Annotated in this window: 26 protein-coding genes; 21 read left to right on the top strand and 5 right to left on the bottom strand. The window is 43.7% G+C overall.

Annotated features, from left to right (window positions below):
* Genes BW944_RS00265 through mbhE form a run of 3 tightly spaced genes read right to left on the bottom strand, consistent with a single transcriptional unit; the run spans nucleotide 1 to nucleotide 4146 of the window.
* Nucleotides 1-1485, bottom strand: a complete 1485-nt coding sequence (locus BW944_RS00265) for a Na+/H+ antiporter subunit D (RefSeq protein ID WP_076556336.1) — start codon at nucleotides 1483-1485, stop codon at nucleotides 1-3.
* The gene (locus BW944_RS00270; RefSeq protein ID WP_076556337.1) at nucleotides 1478-1816 is read right to left on the bottom strand and encodes a Na(+)/H(+) antiporter subunit C; all 339 of its coding nucleotides are present in this window, start codon (nucleotides 1814-1816) and stop codon (nucleotides 1478-1480) included. Before BW944_RS00270 ends, BW944_RS00265 begins: the two co-directional genes overlap by 8 nt.
* 2 nt (nucleotides 1817-1818) lie before the next feature.
* A complete protein-coding gene (gene mbhE / locus BW944_RS00275; protein WP_076556338.1) occupies nucleotides 1819-4146 on the bottom strand; it encodes a hydrogen gas-evolving membrane-bound hydrogenase subunit E in 2328 nt (775 codons plus the stop codon).
* A gap of 501 nt (nucleotides 4147-4647) precedes the next feature.
* Here mbhE and BW944_RS00280 point away from each other — a divergent pair.
* From BW944_RS00280 to BW944_RS00330, 11 genes are all read left to right on the top strand, one after another.
* Nucleotides 4648-5151 carry a YqeG family HAD IIIA-type phosphatase gene (locus tag BW944_RS00280; protein WP_076556339.1) on the top strand — a complete coding sequence of 168 codons (504 nt, stop codon included), beginning with the start codon at nucleotides 4648-4650 and terminating at the stop codon, nucleotides 5149-5151.
* A gap of 18 nt (nucleotides 5152-5169) precedes the next feature.
* Nucleotides 5170-6270, top strand: a complete 1101-nt coding sequence (gene yqeH / locus BW944_RS00285) for a ribosome biogenesis GTPase YqeH (protein ID WP_076556340.1) — start codon at nucleotides 5170-5172, stop codon at nucleotides 6268-6270.
* 16 nt (nucleotides 6271-6286) lie between these two features.
* Nucleotides 6287-7117, top strand: a complete 831-nt coding sequence (gene aroE, locus BW944_RS00290; protein WP_076556341.1) for a shikimate dehydrogenase — start codon at nucleotides 6287-6289, stop codon at nucleotides 7115-7117.
* 4 nt (nucleotides 7118-7121) lie between these two features.
* Complete coding sequence (gene yhbY, locus BW944_RS00295) at nucleotides 7122-7412, top strand: ribosome assembly RNA-binding protein YhbY (RefSeq protein ID WP_076556342.1); 291 nt, start codon at nucleotides 7122-7124, stop codon at nucleotides 7410-7412.
* A gap of 14 nt (nucleotides 7413-7426) precedes the next feature.
* Nucleotides 7427-7996: a nicotinate-nucleotide adenylyltransferase gene (locus BW944_RS00300; RefSeq protein WP_076556343.1), complete on the top strand. Its 570-nt coding sequence runs from the start codon at nucleotides 7427-7429 to the stop codon at nucleotides 7994-7996.
* A complete protein-coding gene (gene yqeK / locus BW944_RS00305; RefSeq protein ID WP_076556344.1) occupies nucleotides 7983-8567 on the top strand; it encodes a bis(5'-nucleosyl)-tetraphosphatase (symmetrical) YqeK in 585 nt (194 codons plus the stop codon). The genes BW944_RS00300 and yqeK overlap by 14 nt, the downstream gene beginning before the upstream one ends.
* Nucleotides 8560-8916 (top strand): ribosome silencing factor, encoded by a 357-nt coding sequence (rsfS, locus tag BW944_RS00310; RefSeq protein ID WP_076556345.1) that lies wholly within the window; start codon nucleotides 8560-8562, stop codon nucleotides 8914-8916. Before yqeK ends, rsfS begins: the two co-directional genes overlap by 8 nt.
* Nucleotides 8913-9635 (top strand): class I SAM-dependent DNA methyltransferase, encoded by a 723-nt coding sequence (locus tag BW944_RS00315; protein WP_076556346.1) that lies wholly within the window; start codon nucleotides 8913-8915, stop codon nucleotides 9633-9635. The genes rsfS and BW944_RS00315 overlap by 4 nt, the downstream gene beginning before the upstream one ends.
* Nucleotides 9636-10236: 601 nt before the next feature.
* Complete coding sequence (locus tag BW944_RS00320) at nucleotides 10237-10824, top strand: helix-hairpin-helix domain-containing protein (protein ID WP_076556347.1); 588 nt, start codon at nucleotides 10237-10239, stop codon at nucleotides 10822-10824.
* A 57-nt stretch (nucleotides 10825-10881) separates the two neighbouring features.
* Nucleotides 10882-11451, top strand: a complete 570-nt coding sequence (locus tag BW944_RS00325) for a ComE operon protein 2 (RefSeq protein ID WP_076556348.1) — start codon at nucleotides 10882-10884, stop codon at nucleotides 11449-11451.
* Between the two features lie 44 nt (nucleotides 11452-11495).
* On the top strand, nucleotides 11496-13691 hold the full coding sequence (locus tag BW944_RS00330; protein ID WP_268794076.1) for a DNA internalization-related competence protein ComEC/Rec2: 2196 nt from the start codon (nucleotides 11496-11498) through the stop codon (nucleotides 13689-13691).
* Between the two features lie 122 nt (nucleotides 13692-13813).
* Here BW944_RS00330 and BW944_RS00335 read toward each other — a convergent pair whose 3' ends face one another.
* Nucleotides 13814-13948, bottom strand: a complete 135-nt coding sequence (locus BW944_RS00335) for a YqzM family protein (protein ID WP_076556350.1) — start codon at nucleotides 13946-13948, stop codon at nucleotides 13814-13816.
* A gap of 256 nt (nucleotides 13949-14204) precedes the next feature.
* Here BW944_RS00335 and holA point away from each other — a divergent pair, with 256 nt between their 5' ends.
* Nucleotides 14205-15206 (top strand): DNA polymerase III subunit delta, encoded by a 1002-nt coding sequence (holA, locus tag BW944_RS00340; RefSeq protein ID WP_076556351.1) that lies wholly within the window; start codon nucleotides 14205-14207, stop codon nucleotides 15204-15206.
* 90 nt (nucleotides 15207-15296) lie between these two features.
* Here the strand turns inward: holA and rpsT are convergent, their stop codons facing one another.
* Entirely contained in the window at nucleotides 15297-15554 is a 258-nt protein-coding gene (rpsT, locus tag BW944_RS00345) for a 30S ribosomal protein S20 (protein WP_076556352.1), read from the bottom strand.
* 244 nt (nucleotides 15555-15798) lie between these two features.
* Here rpsT and lepA point away from each other — a divergent pair, with 244 nt between their 5' ends.
* From lepA to deoC, 9 genes are all read left to right on the top strand, one after another.
* Nucleotides 15799-17607: a translation elongation factor 4 gene (gene lepA, locus BW944_RS00350; protein WP_076556353.1), complete on the top strand. Its 1809-nt coding sequence runs from the start codon at nucleotides 15799-15801 to the stop codon at nucleotides 17605-17607.
* A 57-nt stretch (nucleotides 17608-17664) separates the two neighbouring features.
* Entirely contained in the window at nucleotides 17665-18804 is a 1140-nt protein-coding gene (hemW, locus tag BW944_RS00355) for a radical SAM family heme chaperone HemW (protein WP_076556354.1), read from the top strand.
* Between the two features lie 99 nt (nucleotides 18805-18903).
* Nucleotides 18904-19926, top strand: a complete 1023-nt coding sequence (gene hrcA / locus BW944_RS00360; RefSeq protein WP_076556355.1) for a heat-inducible transcriptional repressor HrcA — start codon at nucleotides 18904-18906, stop codon at nucleotides 19924-19926.
* Between the two features lie 97 nt (nucleotides 19927-20023).
* Nucleotides 20024-20569, top strand: a complete 546-nt coding sequence (gene grpE / locus BW944_RS00365; RefSeq protein ID WP_076556356.1) for a nucleotide exchange factor GrpE — start codon at nucleotides 20024-20026, stop codon at nucleotides 20567-20569.
* 27 nt (nucleotides 20570-20596) lie between these two features.
* Complete coding sequence (gene dnaK / locus BW944_RS00370) at nucleotides 20597-22417, top strand: molecular chaperone DnaK (RefSeq protein WP_076556357.1); 1821 nt, start codon at nucleotides 20597-20599, stop codon at nucleotides 22415-22417.
* 192 nt (nucleotides 22418-22609) lie between these two features.
* Complete coding sequence (dnaJ, locus tag BW944_RS00375) at nucleotides 22610-23731, top strand: molecular chaperone DnaJ (RefSeq protein ID WP_076556358.1); 1122 nt, start codon at nucleotides 22610-22612, stop codon at nucleotides 23729-23731.
* 173 nt (nucleotides 23732-23904) lie between these two features.
* Complete coding sequence (prmA, locus tag BW944_RS00380; RefSeq protein WP_076556359.1) at nucleotides 23905-24849, top strand: 50S ribosomal protein L11 methyltransferase; 945 nt, start codon at nucleotides 23905-23907, stop codon at nucleotides 24847-24849.
* Nucleotides 24850-24855: 6 nt separating this feature from the next.
* Nucleotides 24856-25599, top strand: a complete 744-nt coding sequence (locus BW944_RS00385; RefSeq protein WP_076556360.1) for a 16S rRNA (uracil(1498)-N(3))-methyltransferase — start codon at nucleotides 24856-24858, stop codon at nucleotides 25597-25599.
* A gap of 74 nt (nucleotides 25600-25673) precedes the next feature.
* Complete coding sequence (gene deoC, locus BW944_RS00390) at nucleotides 25674-26345, top strand: deoxyribose-phosphate aldolase (protein WP_076556361.1); 672 nt, start codon at nucleotides 25674-25676, stop codon at nucleotides 26343-26345.
* Nucleotides 26346-26429 lie beyond the last annotated feature (84 nt).

Consider the following 26429-nt stretch of genomic DNA (forward strand, 5'->3'; position numbering starts at 1 on the left):
TTACTCCTTCAGTACAGATTCGATGTATAAGTCAGGGTTCATCACGTATTCTGCGATAGCTTCGATATTTGGATAAAACCATTCTGCACCAACACCAAGGATGATAGATATTGTCAAAAGAAGACCGATCGGCCAGGTCATCAGCGACAGGGAAGGTTTCTGTGAAGGCAGCTCCATTATATCAGGTTCGCCCCAGAAACCTTTAATAAATATTCTCATCATCGAGAAAAGTATCCCGAGACTGGAGATAAGAGCAGCCAGGACCACAAGGATTTCTTCCTGGGCCAATCCTCCCTGGAGAAGGAGCAGTTTCCCTATGAAACCGCTGAACGGTGGGATTCCTGCGAGTACCAGGGTCGCAAGGAAGAACATCCAGCCAAGGACAGGGTAATGGTGGATCAAGCCACCCATTTTGTTCAGATCTGATGTTCCTGCCACATATATAATCGCACCGATCAGCATAAAGAGCACCGCTTTGATTATCATATCATGTACGAGGTAGTAAATGGATCCTGCTATAGCAGTCTCTGTGAAAATGCCGATTCCCATCAGCATAAATCCTACTGCAGGAATGATGTTGTAAGCTATGATCAATTTCACGTTGTTTGTAGACAATGCTCCGATGACACCGAATATCATTGTGAAGATGGCCAGATAAATGAACAATGTATTCGTTAAGGTCAATTCGTGGTTAAAGATAAGCGTGAATGTCCGCAAAATGGAATAGATACCGACTTTTGTCAGCAATGCGCCAAACAGGGCAGATACTACGGCATTAGGTACTGTGTAAGAATTCGGAAGCCAGTAGTAAAGGGGGAAGACTGCTGCTTTTGTTGCAAAAACGAAAAAGAACAAAATAGCAATGGTAGTCAGGATCCCCTGCTGTTCGACTTCTCCTACTCTTTCGGCTGCTTGTGCCATGTTTACAGTTCCTACGACAGAATAGAGAAAAGAAATGGTGGTAACGAAAAGCATAGAAGAAAAGAGATTGATCAGTATATACTTCAAGGATTCTCTTAGCTGTGCCTTTCCGTTACCTAGTATAATCAGTCCGTAGGAAGCCATGAGAAGGACTTCGAAGAATACGAAAAGGTTGAACAGGTCACCGGTTAAAAACGCCCCACTCACCCCTGAAATGAGCAGAAAGAAGAAACTGTAAAAGTAGAATTCTTCCTGTAGTTCAGAAAGTGATTTTGGCGCGTATATTACTGCTGCCAACCCGATGATGGCTGTAGTCAGGGCCAGCAGGGCGGACAATGGATCAGCCACAAGTACGATGCCGTAAGGGGCCTCCCAGTTTCCTAATTCAAGTACTATAGACCCTCCTGCATTTACCTGCAGGAAAATCAGAATAGTCACTCCCAGATGGATAACACTTGCCACAATCGAGAAAATCCTTGCAGCTATTAGTTTTTTATGAAAGAAAGCTACTATTATCCCCGCCAGAAACGGGAGGGCTATAGGCAATACTGCTAAGTTACTCATAGTCGTTACCCCTCAGTTGTTCCATATTATCTGTATGATTGATTTGAGCTGCACGATAGGCAAGAACGAGTAATAAACTGGTGACTCCGAAACTGATGACGATGGAAGTGAGAATCAATGCCTGAGGCAAAGGGTCCGTATAATTCTCAACCCCTTCGGTCAAAATTGGAGGAGCTCCGTCCTTCAGCCTCCCCATTGTAAGAATTGTAAGGTGTGCTCCATGAGATACCAAAGCTGTACCGATTACAATCCGCAGCAACTGTTTTTGAAGGAGGTTGTATACGCCGGTCATAAAAAGGATACCGGCGAGTACGGACATGATGATTTCCATTTTTATTCCTCCTTCTTGTTCTTGATTTTAATCAGGCTGTAAATGGCCATGGCAGCGAGTCCGAGGACAGCAATCTCAAAGAGTGTATCAAGCCCACGCATATCAACAAGGATGACGTTGACGATATTATCTCCGCCTCCGAGTTTGTAAGAGTTATCTACGAAGTAACTGGAAATCACGTCGAACCATTTGCTGCTATGCGCAGAGATCGCTACCGTTGTAATTAACAGGCCGAAACCTGCTGAAATGATCCAGTTCATGATTTTCGTGCTCCTTGCTTCTCCGCGTTTGCCAAGGTCGGGGAGATGATAAAATACCAGAAGGAACAAGGCCACTGTCACTGTTTCTACAATCAACTGGGTGAGCGCCAGATCAGGGGCTCTGTAAATGATGAACAGCATCGAAAGGCCGTATCCGACAACCCCGAGTATGAGGATAGCGGTTATACGATTGTGTGTGAATATCGTACCGAATGCAGCAACAGTCATCGTTACAGCTACGATCAATTCTATTGTGGTAACAGTTGCAAGTTGTGATAAATCTAAAGCGAATCCTCCTGTCAGGAAGAAAAACGTGAAGCTTACTCCAACGATCGCAACGAGTATAAGTTTCATGTAAAGAGCCAGTGAGCCGTTCATGTATCCTTTCGTAACTTTTGAAGAATAGACGACGGATTTATCCACTGTGAAGTCGTAAACCTTGTTCATACTGAGAATCCCAGGCACGAAATTGTAAACAGTTCTCCATCTGGAAATCGTGAGAGCAAGAATCGTACCGAAAGCTATAACTGTCAGGGACATGATCAGTGGAAGATTGAATCCATGCCAGAAGTAGATTTCTTTGGCTGCATCTCCCCCATAGACCGCACTTGCCGCATGTTCGATAAACGTCTCGTTGATGAGAGACGGGAACAGCCCGATGATTACGACAAGAAGGATAAGAACTGCCGGGGATATAAGCATCCCTACAGGTGCTTCATGCGGTTTTTTCGGGAGTTCATCGATGTTCGATTTCCCACGGAACGTTCCGAAGAAAAAGTACATGGAATATACAAAAGTGAAAATACTACCGAATACAGCCAGGTAGGGTATGGCGTTCGTCAGAAAAGCAGCTATACCTTCCTGCGCACTGAGGTCGAGGGTAGCTTTAAAGAACATTTCTTTACTGTAGAACCCGTTCAGAAAAGGTAATGGGAACCCTGCCATCGAAAAGATACCAATCATTGCCAAAGTGGCTGTCATAGGAAGATAATTCATCAAACCACCGAGTTTTCTTATATCTCTCGTTCCTGTTTCGTGATCGACGATACCCGCCACCATGAAAAGGCTGCCTTTGAAAGTAGCGTGGTTGAGAATATGGAACATGGCTGCGAAGATTGCGATCTTCGTTCCGAATCCAAGCATAGCCATAATCATTCCGAGCTGACTGATGGTTGAAAAAGCCAGAATGCCCTTTAAATCTGTCTGTCTGACAGCCATATAGGACCCCCAGCACAAAGTGATGATCCCGAAACTGGAGACGATGATGAAATACCACTCGGAAGCAGACATCATCGGTGAAAAGCGAGCGACTAAGAACAGTCCCGCTTTAACCATTGTAGCGGAGTGTAAGTAAGCACTGACAGGGGTCGGTGCTTCCATCGCATCCGGAAGCCAGATATGAAACGGGAACTGTGCCGATTTCGTGAAAGCTCCTAACAAAAGTAGTGCTAAAATCAGCGGAAAAAATTCATTGTTTAAAATCGCTTCTTTATCGGATATCATCTGCTGGATACTGCTGGTTCCGGTGATCATGTGCATGAACACGAGAGAACCGAGGAGGCTGAGACCTCCGAAAACGGTTATCAGCATAGATTTCAACGCCCCGTACCGCGAGGCATGTTTATGGTTCCAGTAACCGATAAGGAGGAAAGAAGACAATGAAGTGAACTCCCAGAAACTGTACAATACATAAATATTATCCGATAAAACAACCCCGAGCATGGAGCCCATGAAAATCAGGAAATACACGTAGAAGTGCCCCAGTTTTTCTGTTGTATGTAGGTAATAGACAGAATAAAGGGCAACTAGAGTCCCGATACCTGATATCAGTAATACGAACAGTAGGCTTAAGCCATCGAGGTGAAAAACCATATTCATATCAAGGGAAGGAATCCAATTATAGGTTCTCATTACAGGTTCGAAACCCCTGCCGAGGAAACTTCCGAAATAGATGAATATAAGAAGTGGTACAATCGTTGCCACTATACCTGTGTGGAACTTTTCTTTCCATTTACTCAGGAAAGGGATGAAAATAGCAATGATGAATGGTAATAATACGGCTAGTAACATCTAAAGGTGCCTCCCTCAATCAATCGTCCTTTTTATACGCCTCCTCAATTGTAATCAAAAACATCTCCATTATTCAACTAATCTTCCTTCATATCTTCCTTTTTAAAGGATGTTCGAATAATTTTATTAAATAGGAAGAAAAAGATGTTCAGAACTGAAAATTTTTAATGTGAATTATCTGTTCGTGTTTTGTTTTTATGTGTAACTGAGCTTAAAAAGAGGGAAAACGTTCAACTGTGAACGATATCAAGATACGATTCGTCGTGCACAGCAGTTACATGTAGTGTAGAATGGGGTAGTTAACTACAAGAAGTGGAGTCACTCAACGCTATATGAATAGCAGGATTACTGCTGAAAATACAAGGAACTTACGAAGAATTTCACACAATCTTTCATTGTTTGCACAGGGGAGGATATCTGACCCGGTAAGAACTTTGAACCTTGAAGGATTTTTGTATATGATTGAGTAGGTATATTTCCGGATTAAGGAGTGAGAAATAAGTGCTTAATGTTTTTATCCCGAATAGACATGCGAATAATATTTTAGAAATAACTCCTGCAGATTTAGAAGAAAGAAATATCAAAGGTATAATTACCGATTTAGATAATACTCTAGTAGCCTGGGACGAACCTGAGGCTCCAGAACAGATTATCGAATGGTTCCGACTCATGGGAGAGGCGGATATTGAAATAGTGATTACTTCCAATAATAATGAAAATCGCGTTAAGTTGTTTTCGGAACCTCTTGATAAATCTTTTGTTCACAGTGCGAGAAAACCACTCGCCAGAGCCTTTCAAAAAGCCAGGAAGGACATGGGGCTTAAAAAAGAAGAGATCATCGTAGTAGGAGATCAGCTATTGACTGATGTTCTTGGTGGTAATCTGGCCGGATATTACACTGTGTTGGTCACCCCTATTGTCGAAACGGACGGTTTTTGGACGAAGATCAACAGAAAAATCGAAAAAAGAATCATGAAACGACTCGAACACAAAGGAAGAATCTAATTAAAGGGGACATGAAGGATGGAAAGATTGATTTGTATGGGCTGTGGAGCAGAAATACAGACAGAGAATCCTGCAGCGGCGGGTTATGCTCCGAAGTCAGCTCTGGAAAGAGAAACAGTGATATGTAAAAGGTGTTTCCGATTGAAGCACTATAATGAAGTGCAGGAAGTCGACTACGAAGATGACGATTTTCTGGAGATGCTTCATCAGATAAGTGATACAGATAGTCTTGTCGTGCAGTTGGTGGATATATTCGATTTCAATGGCAGTCTTATACCCGGGTTGAATAGACTGACTGGAAATAATCCTGTAATTTTGGTGGGGAACAAAACGGATATCCTGCCTAAATCCGTCAGTCGCAACAAGATGGAAAAATGGTTGAGGCGGGAAGCGAATCAGGCAGGGATCGAGGTAGCAGACGTCTATCTGATTTCAGCTTCGAAAAATGAGGGAATCGATGCCCTTGCGGAAGCGATCGATCATCACAGACAGGGAAAAGATGTTTTCGTCGTCGGTACGACGAATGTAGGGAAGTCTACTCTCATCAACGGACTGATATCCCGTTCCGCCGGGGTCGATGATGCTATAACCACATCTTATTTTCCTGGTACGACGTTAGGGTTCATCGATATCCCTCTGGATGACACGAGTTCCCTTTATGATACACCAGGGGTCATTCAGCGTCATCAGCTGGCTCACTACGTCTCCGATAAGGATCTGAAGCTGATCACTCCGCAAAAAGAAATAAAGCCGAAAACCTATCAGTTGAATGAAGAACAGACACTTTTCTTTGGAGGACTTGCTCGCATGGACTTCGAAAAAGGGGATCATTCTTCCTTCGTCTGCTATTTATCCAATCGGATCCCTATCCATAGAACGAAAATGGACAATGCGGATCATCTGACGGAGACGAAGATCGGTGATATGCTGGTGCCTCCCGACGAGGACTCATTGAAAAAAATGCCGGAGTGGGAGCGTCAGACATTCAGGATTCCTGAAGGCAAACACGATGTCGTCATTTCGGGACTAGGATGGATAATGATCCCTGAGGGTGATGTGACCCTTCATATCCATGCACCGAAAAAAGTGAAAGTATCTATTAGAGAATCATTGATATAGGAAAAGGAGGATGCATATGTTGCGACTAGGATTAATCGGATCTCCCCTCGGCCATTCATTATCGCCCTGGTTACATGAAAAATTCATGGAACAGAGCGGTGTCAGTGGACAGTATGAACTGATGGAACTTGACCCTGAAAACTTCGAGAGAGAAATCGAGCTTATGAAACAGAAAGATCTTGATGGTTTTAACATTACTGTACCGTTCAAGCGGGAGATCATTCCTTACTTGGATGATATAGATGAAAGAGCCAGTTATTTAGGTGCTGTCAATACTGTAGTGGTTCAGAACGGTCGATGGAAAGGCTTCAACACTGATGGGGCCGGGTATCTCGAGTCTGTTCGATCGATCTATCCTGAAGTCATATCGGAATCCAGTCGGGTACTCATCATCGGAAGCGGCGGAGCAGCCCGGGGGATTGCTTTTGCGCTGAGTGAACTCAATCTGACTATAGATATTGCGAATCGTACCTCAGGGAAAGCCTTGGAACTGATCGATGATCTTCCGGCGAAATCGAGAGGGGGATCACTCAGTCTGAATGAGGCCGCTGAAAGCCTTGATGATTATGATTGGGTGATCCAGACGACTTCTGTAGGTATGTCGCCGAACGAAGGAATCATACCTCTTGAGATAAGAAAGATCAAAGAGGGGGCTGTGTTCAGCGATATTGTTTATAAACCTTTGAAGACACAGTTCCTCAAAGAAGCAGAGGGAAAAGGGGCTCACATCCACTATGGGCATTTAATGCTTTTATATCAAGCTGCATATGCTTTTGAATTGTGGTCCGATAAGAAAGTGGAGCCGTTAGGGCTGATCAATGAAATGGAAATGAAATTGGAAGGATGATAAAATGCTCACAAGCAAGCAAAAGAAACATTTAAGGAAGCTGTCTCATGATATACAACCGATTTTTCAAATCGGTAAGGGCGGCGTGAATAGTAATATGGTGGTTCAGATAGATGAAGCTCTTGAGAAAAGGGAACTCATTAAAGTAAGCATATTGCAAAACTCCATGGAGAACCCGAACGAGGCCGCTGAAGAAATTGCCTATGATACAGGTGCTGAAATTGTGCAGGTCATCGGTGGAACAATCATTCTATATCGTGAATCAGAGGACAATAAAGAGATTAAGCTTCCATAAAGGAGCATATGTGTATGAAAAGGGTAGGGTTATTCGGTGGAACATTCGATCCACTGCATATAGGTCATATGATAGTAGCTGAATCCGTTAGAGAAGCAGAAGGATTGGATGAGGTCTGGTTCATTCCATCTCATATCCCTCCTCATAAGGAGAAAGCATCGACGGGCAGTTCTGATCGTTATCACATGGTGAAGGACAGTATTGAAACGAATGACAATTTCAAAGTCACTGATGTAGAATTAGAAGGAGAAGAACGTTCTTTCACCCTTACTACGGTCAGAGAACTGAAAAAACAATATCCTGAAACCCAATTCTCGTTCATTATCGGAGGAGACATGGTAGAGTCGCTTCATACATGGTATAAAATAGAAGAATTGATCAAGGAAGTATCATTTATAGGAGTAAGCAGACCCGGGTACTCTTTCGATGCCCCGTACGAATTGTCGAAAGTGGAGGTCCCTTTGCTGGAGATATCCTCCAGTGAAGTAAGAAAAAGACTGAAAAGAAACAAGACAGTACGTTATATGGTGCCCGAACCGGTCTATTCCTATATAAAAAGGAAGGGTCTTTATGGATACAAGTAGAGAAGGACTACAAAGCTTCGTGCGTCCACATCTTACTGAAGAGAGATTCGAGCATACAGTGCGTGTAACGCAAACAGCACATGAACTGGCAGAAATATACGGAGGCGACTCAGAGAAAATCGAAGTGGCCGGAATGCTTCACGATTATGCCAAATACAGACCTGAACAAGAGATGGCCCGATGGATAGAGGAAAGTGTGGATCTTTCCAAAGATCTGCTGAGTTACTCCCCTGTTCTATGGCACGGACCTGTAGGGGTCAAAATGATTGAAAAAGAGTGGGGAGCACTTTCTAAGGACGTGAAAACTGCCATCGCCTCCCATACAACTGGGAACGCCCATATGTCCCTTTATGATAAAATCATTTTTCTAGCGGATTATATTGAACCGGGACGTTCATTCCCGGGGGTGGAAGAGACAAGGGAACTTGCGGATCGGAACTTGGATGAAGCGTGTTTGTTTGCTCTTGATAATACGATCAGATTTCTTATGAAGAAAAAACAGACGATTTATCCTGATACTTTCCATGCGTATAATGCACTACAACGATTACAGGAGGAACAGAATGAATAGTAAAGAACTAGTGAAGATAGCAGCACAGGCGTGTGAAGATAAACGGGCAAATAATATCATTGCCCTTGATATGGAAGATGTTTCGCTTATCACTGATTATTTTCTGATATGTGATGGCTCGAATGAAAGACAAGTCGAGGCTATTGCGAAAGAAGTGAAAGAACAAGCGGAAAAGCACGGTGTAGAAGTGAAACGTGTCGAGGGAGATAAATCTGCCAGATGGATTCTTGTCGATCTTGAAGATGTAGTATGCCATATCTTCCATAAGGATGAGCGGGAGCACTATAATCTTGAGAAATTGTGGGGCGATGCTGATACTCTTTCCCTTGAAGGAATCGCAAGTTCATGAGCTATGTACAATTGGCCGGAGTCTACGATCGGCTGATGGAAGATGCTCCTTATGAGGAGTGGAAACAGTTTTTCATGAATGTGTTGGACCGGGAAAACTTCCAGGCAGTCAATGTACTCGAACTGGGCTGTGGCACGGGAGAGATCACTCGCCGTTTAGCGAAAGAAGGTTTCCAAATGACGGGGGTGGACCTCTCAGAAGAGATGCTAGCAGTAGCTTCAAGGAAGTATGATTCAGCGATTCAATGGATGAAGCAGGACATCACCAAGCTTGAAGGCTTTTCCGGGTTTGATGCAGTCATAAGCTTTTGTGATGTAGTCAACTATATTACAGTAGAAAATGATCTTGAAGACATGTTTCATCGTACGAATCTCGCTTTGGAGGAGAAAGGCCTTTTTGTTTTTGATATCCATTCTCCGACCTATGCGCTTGAAGCCCTTTCCGGAGAGACTTTCGCGGAAGTTTATGACGATCTCTCTTATATATGGTTCTGTGATGCTGAAGGTACTATGATGACTCACGACCTAACATTTTTCATTGAAGAGAATGGGAGTTATCAGCGTTTTGATGAAGAACACCATCAGCGTATTTATGAACTACAGACGATCCATTCTCTACTTGGAAAATCGGGATTTCACATTCTGTCCGTTCACAGTGACTTTTCGATGGACCATGGTAGTGAAGGGGATAGAATATTTTTTGTTTGTCAGAAGGTGTGAATATTCACACCTTCTTTTTTAAAGGTTTCTTCAAATCCGGTTCTTGCTTATGGATAGGAACTGGAGATGCCATCCTGGAGTAGCGTAAACCCCATAATAGCCTTAAGCGACTATTGGATTTTTCCTCAAAAAGTCTGAAATCATGATCACAGTGAACTTCCACTTGGATGAAAGAAAATCAACAATAAATGAGAACAGCCCCGAGGGTTTATTGAAAACAGACGTAAAAGAAGGAGTGGGCTCCAAAGGGAAGGCAAGAATCTGTGATGGAAACACTCCCTGAATAAGCAGGAGAAAAGAGAGAGGTGTCGAATAGATAAATAATGGCTATGTAAAAAGCTGTTGTTGATATTCATTGATTTGCAGAAGAATAGTGACGATTCCCATGGGAAATCCGGCAAGTGAAGCCCCTTAGGGAAACGGGAGAACCGACGCGTTTCCCGAGGAAAGCGTCCCTCTTTAGCAGTGAAAAGGTCAACAACAAAAAGGACAGAGCCTGATTAATAGAGCCCCCCTCCCTATAAACCTTCTATATCCCCCCCTCTTATATATACAGTGTTCTTCTGCGATTCCCCACACGATTGAATTCGGAGGAATGCGTATGTCTCTAATAAAGAAGTATTGGCTTGTGGCCGTAATGGTAGTTCTGATCACTGTATTCCTTATTAATTCCAGGACCCCTGATAGCGGAAAAGTCATAACAAACGAAGAACATGAGCTGAGTACTGGTATTGAAGCATCAGAGGAAGAACCAATAATAGATAATATAGTTGTAGATATAAAAGGAGCGGTCCACCGTCCTGGAATTTATGAGGGGAGTGCCGGTATGAGAGTGCATGATATAGTAACTCTTGCCGGGGGTCTCACAGAAAATGCTGACGAAACAAGTGTCAATCTGGCTGCGAAGATCCAAGATGAAATGGTTATTCTCGTTTATTCGTTACAATCCGATGATCATGAAGGAACGTCGAAAGTTTCTGGGGGACAGAAAGGGGAGAGAGTACGTATCAACCAGGCCAGTTTGGATGAAATCACAGCTCTTAACGGTATCGGTCCTTCTAAAGCGGAGGCTATCATCGCTTATCGAGAAGAAAACGGGATGTTCAAAGAAGTGGAGGAACTTTTAGAAGTGAGTGGCATCGGGGCAAAGACTTTGGAAAATATGAAAGACGAGATTCAGATTCCCTGATGCGGGTTGACGCTGAACAGGGAAATAGCTAAACTTTCTGAAAAGGATGTGATAACTATGGCGAGAGTCGAGTGGGACCAGTACTTTATGGCGCAGTCCCATTTACTTAAATCGAGAAGCACATGTGAACGTTTGGCCGTAGGAGCGGTGATTGTAAGAGAGAAAAGAATGATCGCCGGAGGCTACAATGGAAGTGTGACAGGAGAGGTCCACTGTATAGATGAAGGGTGCTATGTTGTAGATGGACACTGCATCCGTACGATACATGCAGAAATGAATGCCCTGTTGCAGTGTTCCAAGTTCGGTGTCGCTACAGAAGGGGCAGAGATGTACGTGACCCATTTTCCTTGTGTACATTGTACGAAAGCTATTATTCAAGCAGGAATAAAAGCGGTTTATTACAGTGCAGATTATAAGAATCATCCTTATGCTGAGGAATTACTGGCTCATACAGGAGTCCACACTGAAAAGGTCCCTTCGACTGTAACGATTGGAGATTCATATGAAGAGCACCAGCTTATGGAAGAAATGCTGGATCGTCTGAAAATGCACAATGATTCTGATTATGAAAATTTAAAACAAAAGGTCGATCATCTGATAGATGGGCGTATCAGTTCCAATCTGTGAAGGGGAAATGGCATTTTCCCCTTTTCGCCTTTCTGACAGGGGCTGTGTATGCTCATATTCCTGAGCAGTGGCCCTGGTTTCTGCTATGTCTTGTATGGATGCTCAGTTTCAGCAGGCTACAGATTCTTTTTCCTCTTATGTTGAGTGCTTTTTTTCTTGGAGTACTCCTATATACCCTTTCCCTTCAACCCCCTATTATAGAAGAAGGCCCCTATCACGGCGAGATACTCTCTCCAGCTACCCGAAGTGAGCGTTCCGAATCATTTTCACTTAAGACAACGGAAAATCATAAAATACAGGTCACTCACTTCAGTGACTCTGAAAAAGATTTCTTCTTCCACGAATTCAGAGCGGGGGCAGTTTGTGCTGTCCGAGGAGAAGTGGAGGATTATTCAAGTGCTTCGAATCCCGGGGAGTTCGATTATTCGGAGTTCATGAGGAACCAGGGCATCGCAGGGCAAGTTCTCATCGATTCGAAGGACGATTTAAATTGTGAAGGCAGTTCCTTCAGAGCGGAGTTTTATGCACAGCGAAAAGCTATCATCGAACGATTTCTCCAAGAGACCCCAGGTTCCTTGAAACCATGGGGGATGGCTCTTGTATTTGGAGATCAAGATGCAATGGATGAGGAAGTTCTGAAGTCATTCCGTGAATGGGGACTTTCCCATGTTTTGGCCATTTCAGGTTTACACGTAGGCTTGATGTGCGGAATCATTTACTCGCTACTTTATAGAAGCGGCGTGGCGACATTGTCTCAAGTGAAACTGCTTTTGTTCCTGTTTCTTCCTGTTTTTGCGTTCATCGCCGGTGGCCAACCTTCTGTATTAAGAGCTTCCATGATGGTTTTCTTTCTCCTTGGATGTTGGACGTTGAAGATTAAACCCTCGATGACGGATCTTTTGGCTATGATTGCTTTTCTGCTTCTTATCACAAACCCGAACATCGTCTATAACATAGGGTTCCAATTTTCGTTTGCGGTTACATTCAGTCTTCTTCTTTCCGCTTCGATTTTGAAAAAAGATACACGCCCATGGGTTCTATCTATGCGAGTGAGTTTCATTGCCCAACTGGCGATCCTCCCCCTGCAACTCCATTACTTTTATCAGTTTTCTCCTCTATCTGTTCTATTCAATTTGATTCTCGTACCGTACTTCACTATTTTATTCATACCATTTATTTTTTTGTTGCTCTTGTCTATGTATATGCTACCGCAGTTCCTCTACGAAGGGATAGCAATCGCGGGAGGTATGGTCCATGAAGAAGTTATAGATATGGCAATTTTCATAGGACAGGAATGGAACTATGTATGGGTTACAGGTTCTTTTCCGTATTCATGGTTTCTTCCATATTATATTTGTTTTCTTCTTATGATGGTCTATTGGCAGAAAGAAAAGCTAACAACGACTTTTCTGTGTGGTTCGGCCCTTACATTTGTCCTCATCCTTTATGGAACTCTTCCGTATATAGATGAAGAAGGGAGGGTGACCTTTCTGGACGTTGGTCAGGGAGACAGCGTAGTGATTGAACTGCCTTACCGAAAAGGTGTGGTCTTAATAGATGCAGCAGGGGTACCTGCGTTTCAGAGTAATCCTGATAAAACAGCAGACAGAGTGATTATCCCCTTTCTCAAATCAAAAGGGTTACAATCTGTAGACGCAACTTTCATCACTCATGATGATGCCGATCATAATGGAAGTGTCCAGCGTCTGATAGAGGAGGAAATGACAGGGGAGTTATTCATATCCGAATTTGAGGAGGGGACTTTTGGTAAAGGTCGGAGAGTATTGAGGAGAGGAGACAGGTATGAGTTAGGTGGCTATTCGTTCGCTGTACTAGCACCTGAGAAAAAAGCGACGGAGAAGAATGATGACTCTCTTGTTTTATATACGGAGCTTGGCGGGGAGTACTGGTTATTTACCGGGGATATATCAGTGGAAGTGGAAAAAGAATTAGTTTCTGCGTATGGGACATTACCGGTCCATCATTTAAAAGTAGCTCACCATGGGAGTAAAACCTCTACTTCAGAGGAATTCGTACAGCTGTTTTCTCCGGAAACAGGGGTGATATCCGCCGGAAGGAACAATAGGTATGGTCACCCCCACCCGGAGGTGCTCGAACGTCTTATTTCAGAAAATGTAGAGGTATGGAGGACGGATGAACACGGCGCAGTGACTATTCCTTTTTCAAAAAAGGAAGTTGGCGAGATCTCAGGTTTTAAGAATGAGGTAATCGCTGAATAAAGGGGCCGTTTTATTTGTTGTGTCCAGTTACTGGCAGGTATCTTCCCTCTTTATTCTGAAATCCATCACAGGCTGTTCCGCAGCCATAAAAAAAAGACTGCCGAAGCAGCCTTTGTCATCGATTATTGACCCAAAACGGAAAAAACCGTTCCGATAAAGAAAATGATGAAGAAGAAAACGAATGAGAAAACAAAGCCAAGTCCAGAATCGATGACGTCATTTGTCTTTGTTTGAATTTCTTTTTCAAATTGGTTCATGACTCACCCTCCTATATCATTACCAAGTATAAAAGAAATATACTTAAAAATCCAGAAGCAATATTTAAAAGGCGGGGAACAGATTCATTTGCTATAATGATAACACTACTACATGAAGAATTTTAAGAAGGGAAAGAGATGGATATAGTGTTTTGACAGAGTCAGGATTCCTTTTTAAAATGAAAGAATAATTAATGTGTTTTTGAATCAAGTTATGATCCGGGACGATGACTTTTAATAAGAGTGAGGTTTTACTATGGGGGAAATATACGTATTATACGGGGAAGAACAATATCTGATACAGCAGGAAAAAGAAAAGATCGTCCGAAAAGTGACTACAAAAGAAGAAAGGGAATTCAATTACAGCACTTTTAACCTTGAAGACACACCGATTGAGGATGTGATAGCAGATGCGGAAACGCTACCTTTTTTGGGCGACAACAAATTGATTGTTGCTGAAAACCCGGTCTTTCTTCTTTCTAAACCTCCCAAAACAGAAATAGAACATGACGTGGACCGCTTTTTGAGTTACATAAACGATCCCGCTCCCTATACGACTTTGGTATTAATCGTTCCTTATGAAAAAGTGGACGAACGGAAGAAAGTCATGAAAGAGTTGAAGAAAAAAGGGAACGTCCAATCCTTCGCTTCTGTGAAAGAATGGAATATGGAAGAGTGGGTTCAGAAAATTGCGGTTGAAGAGGGGGTCGAACTCGCTTCCGGCGTCAAAGAGTTAATTATCCAGTCCGTCGGAACGAATCTGATGATGTTGAGGAGTGAGCTTGAAAAACTCAAACTCTATACCGGAAATGATTTTATATCGAAAGAAACTGCGGAAGAATTGCTTTCCACATCTCTCGATACCTCGGGTTTGAAACTGGTGGATGCAGTAATCGAAAAAGACCTCGGTAAAGCTATCGCTATTTACAAGGAACTGTTGCGCATGAACGAAGAACCCATTGCGCTCATCGCATTGCTCGCCTCTCAGTTCCGCATGATTTCCCAGGTGAAAGTACTGAAGCGCAAAGGATACACGGAGAACCATATGAAAACTTATATTAAAGGACATCCTTACGTGTTGAAACTGGCGGGTCAAAGAGAAAGGAAATTCACGCAGGAGGCTCTGGATCACATCATGCTGACCTTAGCCACTACCGACACTCATATGAAAACCGGGACGATGGATAAAGAACTTGCATTCGAGATGATGCTATATGAAATAATCGCAGCTGATAAACAAAGCGCACCTTCCTTTTGAAAAAGGGAGGTGCGCCATGTTTTTGCAACTATGATTCAAAATAAAAACGACCCGATTACGGATCGTTTGTTGGTCATAAAAGAAAACCGTTTACGCGTTTTGGACAAGCTTAGTCAGACGAGATTTTTTACGGTTTCCGTTATTTTCATGAATTGCTCCACGCTTAACGGCCTTATCAATCTTCTTGACTGCTGATGTAAGTGCTTCTCCGGCGTTTTGGTCGTTGCTTTGAGCCAGTTTCTCTACACGTTTAATCGCTGTACGCATATCTGATTTGAAAGCCATGTTCAATTCACGAGCTTCTTCGTTAACGCGTACGCGTTTTTTGGATTGTTTAAGGTTAGCCATTCTTTCACCTCCTAGGTAAAAAACAAGTAGCATAATTGCATTCGAACAAGAGTCATTGTACCAAAGCAGTACGCTTATTTCAATGATATTTGTTCGTTCTCCTTTGAGTCAAGTGTATCTTTCTTCAAGCTCCAAGAGGAGGGGATTTATATACAGCAGGGAGAGGTGATTGAATAATTCTCTGTCAGTTGCTATAATCAATCTAGCTGTATGTGCGATTTTACTAGGAGTGATATATTTGACAATGCAAATAAAGAAGGAAAATGTGCGCAATTTTTCAATCATTGCTCACATTGATCATGGAAAATCAACACTTGCCGATCGTATTCTTGAAAAGACGAAGGCATTGACGCAAAGAGAAATGAAGGAACAGTTTCTTGATGCGATGGATCTTGAAAGAGAACGGGGTATCACTATAAAACTGAACGCGGTTCAGCTCAATTATACTTCCCCATCAAAAGAAGATTATTTATTCCACTTGATAGATACACCGGGACATGTCGATTTCACCTACGAAGTTTCCCGAAGCCTGGCCGCCTGCGAAGGGGCTATTTTAGTGGTCGACGCCGTACAGGGAATCGAAGCCCAGACGCTCGCAAACGTTTATCTGGCTCTCGAGAACGAGCTGGAAATCATACCGGTCATCAACAAAATCGATTTGCCGGGAGCCGATCCTGACAGAATCAAGCAAGAGATTGAAGATGTTATCGGAATAGATGCCTCCGAAGCGATTCTTGCTTCTGCGAAGGATGGGGTAGGTATTGACGAAATCCTTGAACGTATTGTTACTGATATACCTGCACCTGCCGGTAATAAAGAGAATCCGACGAAGGGTCTCATCTTCGATTCTCTCTATGATTCCTACAAAGGTGTCATCGCATATACTTGTGTACGTGAAGGATCGATTCGCGTAGGCGATAAAATCCGTATGATGGCAAAAGGGAAAGAATTCGAGGTGTCCGAGGTCGGAGTGTTCAGGCCGGAACCGACCCCCCTCAAAGAACTCGTCGTAGGAGATGTCGGCTATTTGACGGCTTCCATCAAGAATATAGGGGATTCACAGGTCGGGGATACCATCACATTGGCCAAAAATCCAGCTGCCGAACCGTTGCCTGGTTACAAACGAATGAATCCTATGGTATTCTGCGGAATGTTCCCGGTCGACTCCAATAATTACAATGACTTGAGGGATGCGCTCGAGCGTCTGCAACTGAATGATTCTTCCTTGCAATTCGAAGCGGAAACCTCTCAAGCCCTAGGATTCGGGTTTCGTAGTGGCTTCCTCGGTATGCTTCACATGGAAATCATCCAGGAACGTATCGAGAGAGAATTTGGAATCGACTTGATTACTACCGCGCCAAGTGTAATTTATAACGTGAAGTTGACTGATGGCACGGAGAAACAGGTGGATAATCCATCTATGATGCTTGACAACCAGAGACTGGAAGAAGTCCAGGAACCTTATGTTAAAGCTACCGTGATGGTGCCTAATGAATACGTAGGACCGATTATGGAGCTTTGCCAGAAAAAACGAGGCAACTTCATTGATATGAAGTATCTGGACGACAATCGTGTAAACATCGTCTATGATATTCCTTTGTCAGAAATCGTATATGACTTTTTCGATACTATGAAATCCAAAACGAAAGGGTACGCTTCCTTCGACTATGAGTTCATCGGGAACCGTACTTCCAATCTTGTTAAAATGGATATTCTTCTTAACGGGGAGACGATTGATGCCCTGTCGTTCATCGTGCACCGGGATTTCGCTTTTGAACGCGGGAAGCAGATCACTGATAAACTGAAGGATCTTATCCCACGTCAACAGTTCGAAGTTCCTGTCCAGGCTGCAATCGGAACGAATATAGTAGCAAGATCGACAATCAAAGCTATGAAGAAGAATGTGCTTTCCAAATGTTACGGCGGGGACGTATCCCGTAAGCGTAAGTTGTTGGATAAACAAAAAGAAGGTAAAAAACGCATGAAGATGGTAGGGTCTGTAGAAGTCCCTCAAGAAGCGTTCATGTCCGTTCTTGAAATTAATGATGATTAATAATGGAAAACCGCAGGTAGTCGACTTGCGGTTTTCTTCATGGAGGTTCAAAGAATAATGCAAATATCCTCAGCTTATATTCATATTCCGTTTTGTCAGCAAATATGCCATTATTGTGATTTTGTGAAGTTCTTTTATGATGAGCGTGCAGCCGATCAATACCTGGAAGCTCTTCAGAAGGAAATGGCCGGCTATGTACCGGATGAAAAACAAGTGATGAAAACGATCTACGTAGGAGGGGGTACTCCGACCGTTCTGACTGCCGAACAGCTGGAGCGTCTGCTTAAAATGATCGATGACCATTTTGATATCGAAGCTTGTGAAGAGTATACATTCGAGGCGAACCCGGGAGATCTCGACCAGAAGAAAGCGGACCTGCTTTCTTATTACGGGGTGAACAGGATCTCACTCGGTGTCCAGACCTTTGATAATCAGCTATTGGAAGAACTGGGGAGAGTTCACAAAGAAGAAGACGTCTATATCAATATCGAGCGGTTACGACGCGCCGGCATCACTAATATCAGTATCGATCTTATGTACGGGTTGCCTAATCAGTCGGTGGAACTATTCGAAGAATCGGTGGACAAAGCTTTGGAACTTAACCTTCCCCACTATTCTTCTTATTCTCTGCAAATAGAACCGAAAACTGTATTCCATCAAAGGTATAAGAAAGGGGAGCTCTCCAAGCCTCCGGAAGAAGAAGAGGTGGAGATGTATCATCTTTTGCAGCGCAAATTGAAAGATCAAGGGATCTACCATTATGAAATCAGTAACTTCTCTACTCCGGGATACGAAAGCAAGCACAACCTGACCTACTGGGACAATGCTTATTATTATGGCATCGGAGCAGGAGCTCATGGGTATTTACCGGGCAAGAGAACAATCAATATAAGGCCACTACCTGCTTATCTGGAAAAAGTGGGAAAAGATGGAAGACCTGTACTTCATGAAGACCCCGTAGAAAAAAAAGAAATGATGGAAGAAGAGATGTTCCTCGGATTACGGAAGATGGAGGGAGTCTCGATTACCCGCTTCCGGGAAAAATACGGAGAGAATATGAATGAAGTTTTTGATGGAGCCGTAGAACAGCTTAAGGAAAAAGAGCTTCTCGAAGAAGTGGGAGAGTATGTGAGACTCACAGAAAAAGGAAAACTTTTCGGAAATGATGTGTTCGCTTCATTTTTGATCGACGAATAATTTTTCTGCATTTATTCGTTGACATCCCTCCACCCTTTTGATAATTTTATTATAGATTTAGCACTCGGAAGAGGTGAGTGCTAACAGAGGTGATCATCGATGCTGACAAGTCGTCAACTGCAAATATTGAAAGTGATTATTGATGATTTCATCCTGACGGCTCAACCTGTAGGGTCACGCTATATCTCCAAGAAAGAGTCGGTGGAATCAAGCCCGGCTACAATCAGGAATGAAATGGCTGACCTCGAGGAGATGGGTTTTCTTGAGAAGACACATTCTTCTTCCGGAAGAGTACCGTCAGAAAAAGGGTATCGGTTTTATGTCGATCACTTGTTATCCCCTTCGCAATTGAGTAAAAATGAAAAGACAGAAATTGAAGGGACCTTTGGTCAGAGAATGCTTGAATTTGAGCAGGTCGTAGAGAGATCCGCAGGAATTCTTTCCAATCTGACGAATTACACCTCCATCATTCTCGGCCCTGAAGTGTTTGAGAATAAATTGAAACAACTTCAGATCACTCCTTTGAACAAGGAGACGGCCGTGGCTGTACTCGTTACAAACACGGGTCACGTGGAACATCGCGTGTTTACGATACCGGTAGAGATTGAACCGTCCGACTTAGAGAAGATGGTGAATATCCTGAATGATCGTCTGAAAGGAGTCGCTTTGATAGAACTCCCGAACAGATTGAACGAAGAGGTGTTTTCATTACTGCGGGAACACGCAGAGCATTACAATGATGCTTTTCATTACTTGCGTTCGGCTCTTGTCGATGATAAACCGGCGAAGCTGTACGTAGGTGGGAAAACGAACATGCTCATGCAACCCGAGTTCAGAGACGTGGATAAAATAAGATCCATTATGTCCATGATTGAAGAGGAAAGAGATATTGCTAAACTCTTAAAAACGAATGACCAGGGGATTCAAATGATGATCGGTCACGAAAATCCATTTGATGCCCTGCAACATTGCAGTATCATCACCGCGAATTACTATTTGGGGAATCAGCAGGTAGGTACCATTGCTCTGCTCGGGCCGACACGTATGGAGTACAATCGTGTCGTCGCTCTTATTGAAGAGTTGTCGAAGAACATGACAAAAACATTCAAAGAATGGTACTGACGCGAAGGCGGGTTTCCTGCCATCGCTTTCTTTTGTGCTTTTCCTCATGTATGTTATATTCAGTAACGGTGATTACGAGCCTCAGGAGGTGGCCTTCATGGCAGAAGAAAATGATACAAACATCGGTCTCAATGAAAAAGAAGAGGTAGATCAGACCTCTGAGAATGAGAACGGTTTTGAAACGAATGAAGAGCCGAGCGAGCTGGAAAAAGTCACTCAGGAGAGAGACGAAATCCAGGAAAGACTGCTCCGGCTTCAGGCGGATTTCGAGAACTTCCGTCGTCGTACCCAAAAAGAAAAGGAGACGGATCGTAAATACAGATCCCAGTCTCTTACTGAAGAACTGATCCCCGTCTTGGACAACTTTGAACGTGCTCTTCAGACAGAAGTGAAAGAAGAAGCCAATCAAGGGTTTGTCGAGGGAATAAAAATGGTATATAACCAATTGTGGAGCGCTCTTGAAAAAGAAGGCGTGGAAGAAATAAGTGCAAAAGGGGAACCTTTCGACCCTCACGTGCATCAAGCTATGATGCAGGTTGAAGAAGAAGGGTATGAATCGAATACGGTTATCGAAGTACTCCAGACCGGATATAAATTGAATGACCGTGTCGTTCGCCCCGCTATGGTAAAAGTTAATCAATAAGTTAATGGATTGAAGGAGGATGTCACGATGAGTAAAATCATTGGTATTGATCTAGGAACAACGAACTCTTGTGTAGCAGTAATGGAAGGTGGGGAATCCAAAGTCATTCCTAACCCGGAAGGAAACCGGACCGCACCTTCTGTAGTTGCGTTCAAGAACGGCGAACGTCAGGTGGGCGAGGTTGCGAAACGTCAGGCAATCACAAACCCTAACACAGTACAGTCCATCAAGCGTCACATGGGCACCGATTATAAAGTGGAAATTGACGGCAAGGAATATACTCCACAGGAAATTTCCGCTATTATTCTTCAATATCTGAAAGAATATGCAGAAGACTATCTTGGTGAAAAAGTAGAAAAAGCAGTTATCACTGTACCTGCTTATTTCAATGATTCTGAGCGTCAGGCTACCAAAGATGCCGGTACGATTGCCGGTCTCGAGGTAGAACGTATCATCAACGAGCCGACAGCAGCAGCACTTGCTTACGGTATCGATAAAGAAGATCAGGATCAGACGATTCTTGTATACGACCTTGGTGGAGGTACGTTTGACGTATCTATCCTAGACATCGGTGACGGTACGTTCGAAGTTGTTTCCACTGCAGGGGACAACCGTCTCGGCGGGGATGACTTTGACGAACTTCTTATGAATCATATGGTTCAGGAATTCAGAAAAGAACATGGCATCGATTTGTCCCAGGATAAGATGGCGAAACAGCGCCTGAAAGATGCTGCGGAGAAAGCGAAAAAAGATCTTTCCGGTGTAGCTCAGAGTCAAGTTTCTCTACCGTTCATCACAGCCGGAGAAGCCGGACCACTCCATCTGGAGATGACGATCACACGTGCTAAATTCGAAGAGCTTGCATCCGACCTGATCGAACGTACGATGAAGCCTACACGTCAAGCACTTAAAGATGCTGATATGAATGCTTCCAGTATCGATCGTGTACTTCTAGTCGGTGGTTCCACGCGTATTCCTGCTGTACAGGATGCTATCCAGAAGGTAGTCGGTAAAGAGCCTTCCAAAGGCGTGAACCCTGACGAAGTAGTAGCACTAGGAGCTGCTATCCAGGCAGGGGTTCTTCAAGGAGATGTGAAAGACGTTGTTCTTCTTGACGTGACACCGCTATCTCTAGGTATCGAAACGATGGGTGGAGTAACCACTAAACTTATCGATAGAAATACGACAATCCCGACAAGTCATTCTCAGACCTTCTCCACAGCAGCGGATAACCAGACAGCTGTAGATATCCATGTACTGCAAGGGGAACGCGAGATGGCTCAGGATAACAAAACTCTAGGTCGTTTCCAGCTGACAGATATTCCACCTGCTCCAAGAGGCGTACCACAAATCGAAGTATCCTTCGATATTGATGCGAACGGAATCGTCAATGTGCGTGCGAAAGATCTTGGAACGAATAAAGAGCAGTCCATTACGATCAAATCTTCTTCCGGTCTTTCCGACGACGAAGTAGAACGCATGGTAAGCGAAGCCGAAGAGAACGCAGAAGCGGATAAACAGAAACGCGAAGAAATCGAACTTCGTAACGAAGCGGACCAGCTTATCTTCACAACGGATAAAACCATCAAAGACCTTGGTGAACAGGTATCCGAAGAAGAGAAACAAAAAGCTGAAGACGCTAAATCCGAGCTTCAGACAGCACTTGAAGGTGAAGACCTGGAAGACATCAAAGCGAAACGTGATGCCCTGCAGGAGCAGGTACAGGCACTTTCCGTGAAAATGTATGAACAGGCTGCACAGCAACAAGAGGGCGAAGGCGAAGAAGCTCAGGAAGATGTTGTTGATGCTGATTATGAAGAAGTCAATGAAGATGAAGATAAAAAATAAGTAACATCCAAAAGTCAAAGTCAGGATTTTCTTGGCTTTGACTTTTTCAGCAAGATTGACTTAGCGTTTTATGCACTATGTCGGAGGAAAAGCTCGCCGATCGGGCGGGTTTTCTTTTGACTTTTATGTTGAAGGGTGAGAAAGACCGTGCCATAATAGTGCAAGTATTAGTGTCCGGGAGAGTGATTCAATTTGAGTAAACGAGATTATTATGAAGTGCTGGGCGTAGGCCAGGACGCTTCTCAACAAGATATCAAGAAGGCGTATCGTAAACTCGCCAGACAGTATCACCCTGATGTTAGCGATGAAGAGAATGCGCAGGAAAAGTTCAAAGAAGTGAAAGAAGCTTATGAAACGTTGAGTGATGACCAGAAACGTGCTCAATACGACCAGTTCGGTCATGATGGACCTGGTATGGGACAGGGCGGTTTCGGTGGAGCTGAAGACTTTGGCGGTTTCAGTGATATTTTCGACATGTTCTTCGGGGGTGGCGGACGTCGTCGTGACCCGAATGCACCTAGACGAGGCAATGACTTGCAGTATTCTATTATCCTGGAATTCGAAGAAGCGATCTTCGGAAAGAGCACAGATGTAGAAATTCCTAGAGAAGAGGAATGTGATACATGTGATGGTTCAGGAGCGAAACCGGGAACCTCTCCGGAAACATGTCCTCATTGTCAGGGGGCCGGTCAAATTAATCAGGAACAGAATACGCCTTTCGGTAGAGTCGTTAATCGCCGCGTATGTCATCATTGTCAAGGCTCTGGTAAGATTGTCAAAGACAAATGTGACACTTGTGGCGGAAATGGTCGAGTAACGAAAACGGATTCGATTCACATCGATATTCCTGCAGGTGTCGAAGAAGGACAGCAGGTTCGTGTACCAGGTAAAGGGGAAGCAGGAGTGAATGGCGGCCCCGCTGGTGATTTGTATGTTGTCATCCAGGTGAAACGTCACGAATTTTATGAACGTGAAGGTGATCATATTTTCTGTGAAGTTCCATTGACGTTCGCTCAGGCGACGCTTGGAGATGAAATCGAAGTTCCGACCCTTCATGGAAAAGTGAAGCTGAAGATTCCGGCTGGCACTCAAACCGGTAAGACCTTCCGTCTTAAAGGAAAAGGATCTCCTAACGTTCACGGACGTGGACACGGCGATCAGCACGTAAAAATACGTGTTGTGACTCCGCAAAACCTCACAGATCGCCAAAAGGAAATATTGCGGGAATTCAATGAAATAAGTGGTAATGAATCCGCAGAAGAACAGCATGGAAATTTTTTCGAACGTATGAAACGCGCTTTTAAGGGAGAATAGGTTTTCATAATCCAATGCTCGGTGTAGAATGAGGGGAGTATATGCTCCTTTCATCGACACGGAGCATTTTCTTTTGACCGGATTTATTTTCACGTATAGTCCGGCCGAGGCTGGTGTTTTATTTGATCATTCTGAAGTGAAGAATGAACTAAACGAAAAAGTGAGTGAAGTTTATGAAGTGGTCTGAAATCAGTGTGCACACAACGAATGAAGCGATTGAACCCGTTTCAAACATTCTGCATGAATCAGGAGCCAGCGGAGTCGTTATTGAAGATCCGGCAGATTTGGAGAAGTACACTTCCAGATTCGGGGAGCTTTATGACCTGGATCCCGCAAATTATCCTGAAGAGGGAGTGATAGTTAAAGCCTATTTACCTCAAAACAGTTTTTTGAATGAAACGGTGGAAGAGATAAAAGGTTCTATTTCTTCCCTTGTGAATTATGGAATCGACATCGGTGCAAATGCAGTGACTATTACTGAAATTCAGGAAGAGGACTGGGCGACTGCCTGGAAAAAATACTATAAGCCTGTGAAGATTTCTGAAAAAGTGACGATTGCCCCTACGTGGGAAGACTATAAGGCGGTGTCTACAGACGAATTGATCATTGAAATGGACCCTGGTATGGCTTTCGGGACCGGCACCCATCCTACGACGGTCTTGAGTATACAGGCTTTGGAGCGGTTCGTTCAGAAGGATGATGTGATCCTTGATGTCGGGGCAGGTTCCGGAATATTGAGTGTCGCTTCAGTGCTTCTCGGGGCCAGCACAGTGTATGCGTATGACCTCGATGATGTAGCAGTACAAAGTACAAAGAATAACGCTGCACTGAATGGTGCGGAGCATAAAGTGAAAGTGGAACAGAACAACTTGCTTGAAGGGGTAACCCAGAAAGCTGATGTCATCGTGGCTAATATTCTCGCAGAAATCATCGTTAAATTTCCGGAAGACGCTTTTTCTCTTTTGAAACCGGGAGGGTATTTTATTACCTCAGGAATTATTGAAGGGAAAAAAGAACTCGTGCGGAACAGCCTGGAGAAAACGGGATTTGAAATCGTAGAGGTGAATAAGATGGAAGACTGGATTTTGTTCATCGCGAGACGGCCGGAACAGGAGTAGATCCTCATGCAAAGATACTTTGTGCCAGAAGATAACTGGAAGGAAGATCAGGTTACGATAATCGGCCAGGATGTCCATCATATAAAAAGAGTGATGAGGATGGTCGAAGGGGACCATTTGATAGTCATCCATCCGGAAGAGAAAGCCTATAAAGCCCGGATTGAAAGTGCTGGGGAGGAAGTCGTGTGTAACGTAACGGAGCAGCTCACTGCCGAAAGTGAGCTTCCTCAGCACGTAACCATAGTCCAGGCTCTCGGGAAGGCAGACAAAGTGGAGTGGGTCGTACAAAAGGCCACGGAGCTTGGTATGGATAAACTGATCCCCTTTCAGGCCAGGCATTCAGTTGTAAAATGGGAAGATAAGAAACAGCACAAAAAGTTAGAAAGAATGAAAAAGATAGCGAAGGAAGCAGCTGAACAATCTGAAAGACTGAAAATACCGGAAATCTCGGATGTATCTTCGTTAGAACAAGTGCTCAAGGCGACCGAAAATTATGATTTCCGATTGTTCGCCTATGAAAATGATGTTCGTTATGGAACGAATACTTCTCTGTCTCAATATGTGAAGCAGATTTCCACCGGAAAAAGTGTATGTCTCGTGATCGGCCCAGAAGGCGGCTTCTCTGTTGAAGAATCTGAAAAGCTTTACCAGGAAGGTTTTCAATCGGTGCGACTCGGAAGACGCATACTTAGAATGGAAACGGCTCCACTCTATTTTTTATCTGCGTTGTCCTATGAGTGGGAAGAATAAGAAAACGCTTTTCTTTTCGCTGTAAAACCGTTATGATGGAATTAGATGTTCGAACAAGTTTGAAAGGGAGATGAATGATGACTACATTGGCAAAAATGATCGACCATACACAACTGAAACCAGAGACGACGAAAGAGAAAATCACGACCATTTGTGAAGAAGCTAAAGAGCATGGGTTTGCTTCGGTATGCGTTAATCCTCACTGGGTAGCCTACTGCAACGAAATGTTGAAAGATACGGATGTTATGGTCTGTACTGTAATCGGTTTTCCTTTAGGAGCTACCACTACGGAAGTGAAAGTCTTTGAAACGAATCACACGATCGATCACGGAGCAGAAGAAGTCGATATGGTTATAAACATCGGAGAATTGAAAAGTGGTAATCATGATGTTGTGCAAAAAGACATTGAAGCAGTCGTCAAAGCAGCTGAAGGAAAGGCTGCTGTAAAAGTGATCATCGAAACATCCCTTCTTGAGGAAGAGGAAAAAGTGAAAGCTTGTGAACTTGCGAAACAGGCAGGTGCTGACTTCGTGAAAACTTCGACCGGTTTCTCAGGTGGCGGCGCCAACGTTGAAGATATCAGCCTGATGCGTGAAACTGTCGGAGAGAATATGGGAGTGAAAGCATCCGGAGGAGTCAAGGATTATGAAGGAGCGAAGGCATTGATCGACGCAGGCGCAACCAGAATCGGAGCAAGCTCAGGGATTGCGATAATTCAAGGAAAACAAGGAACTTCTGATTATTAAAAGCAAGGTACTTGTTGACCTCTCTGATTTGGTGTAATATAATTGTCAAGGATATGGACTTGTCCATGTCTTGAACTAGTTTTG

The sequence above is a fragment of the Salimicrobium flavidum genome (assembly GCF_900156645.1).
Lineage (GTDB): Bacteria > Bacillota > Bacilli > Bacillales > Halobacillaceae > Salimicrobium > Salimicrobium flavidum.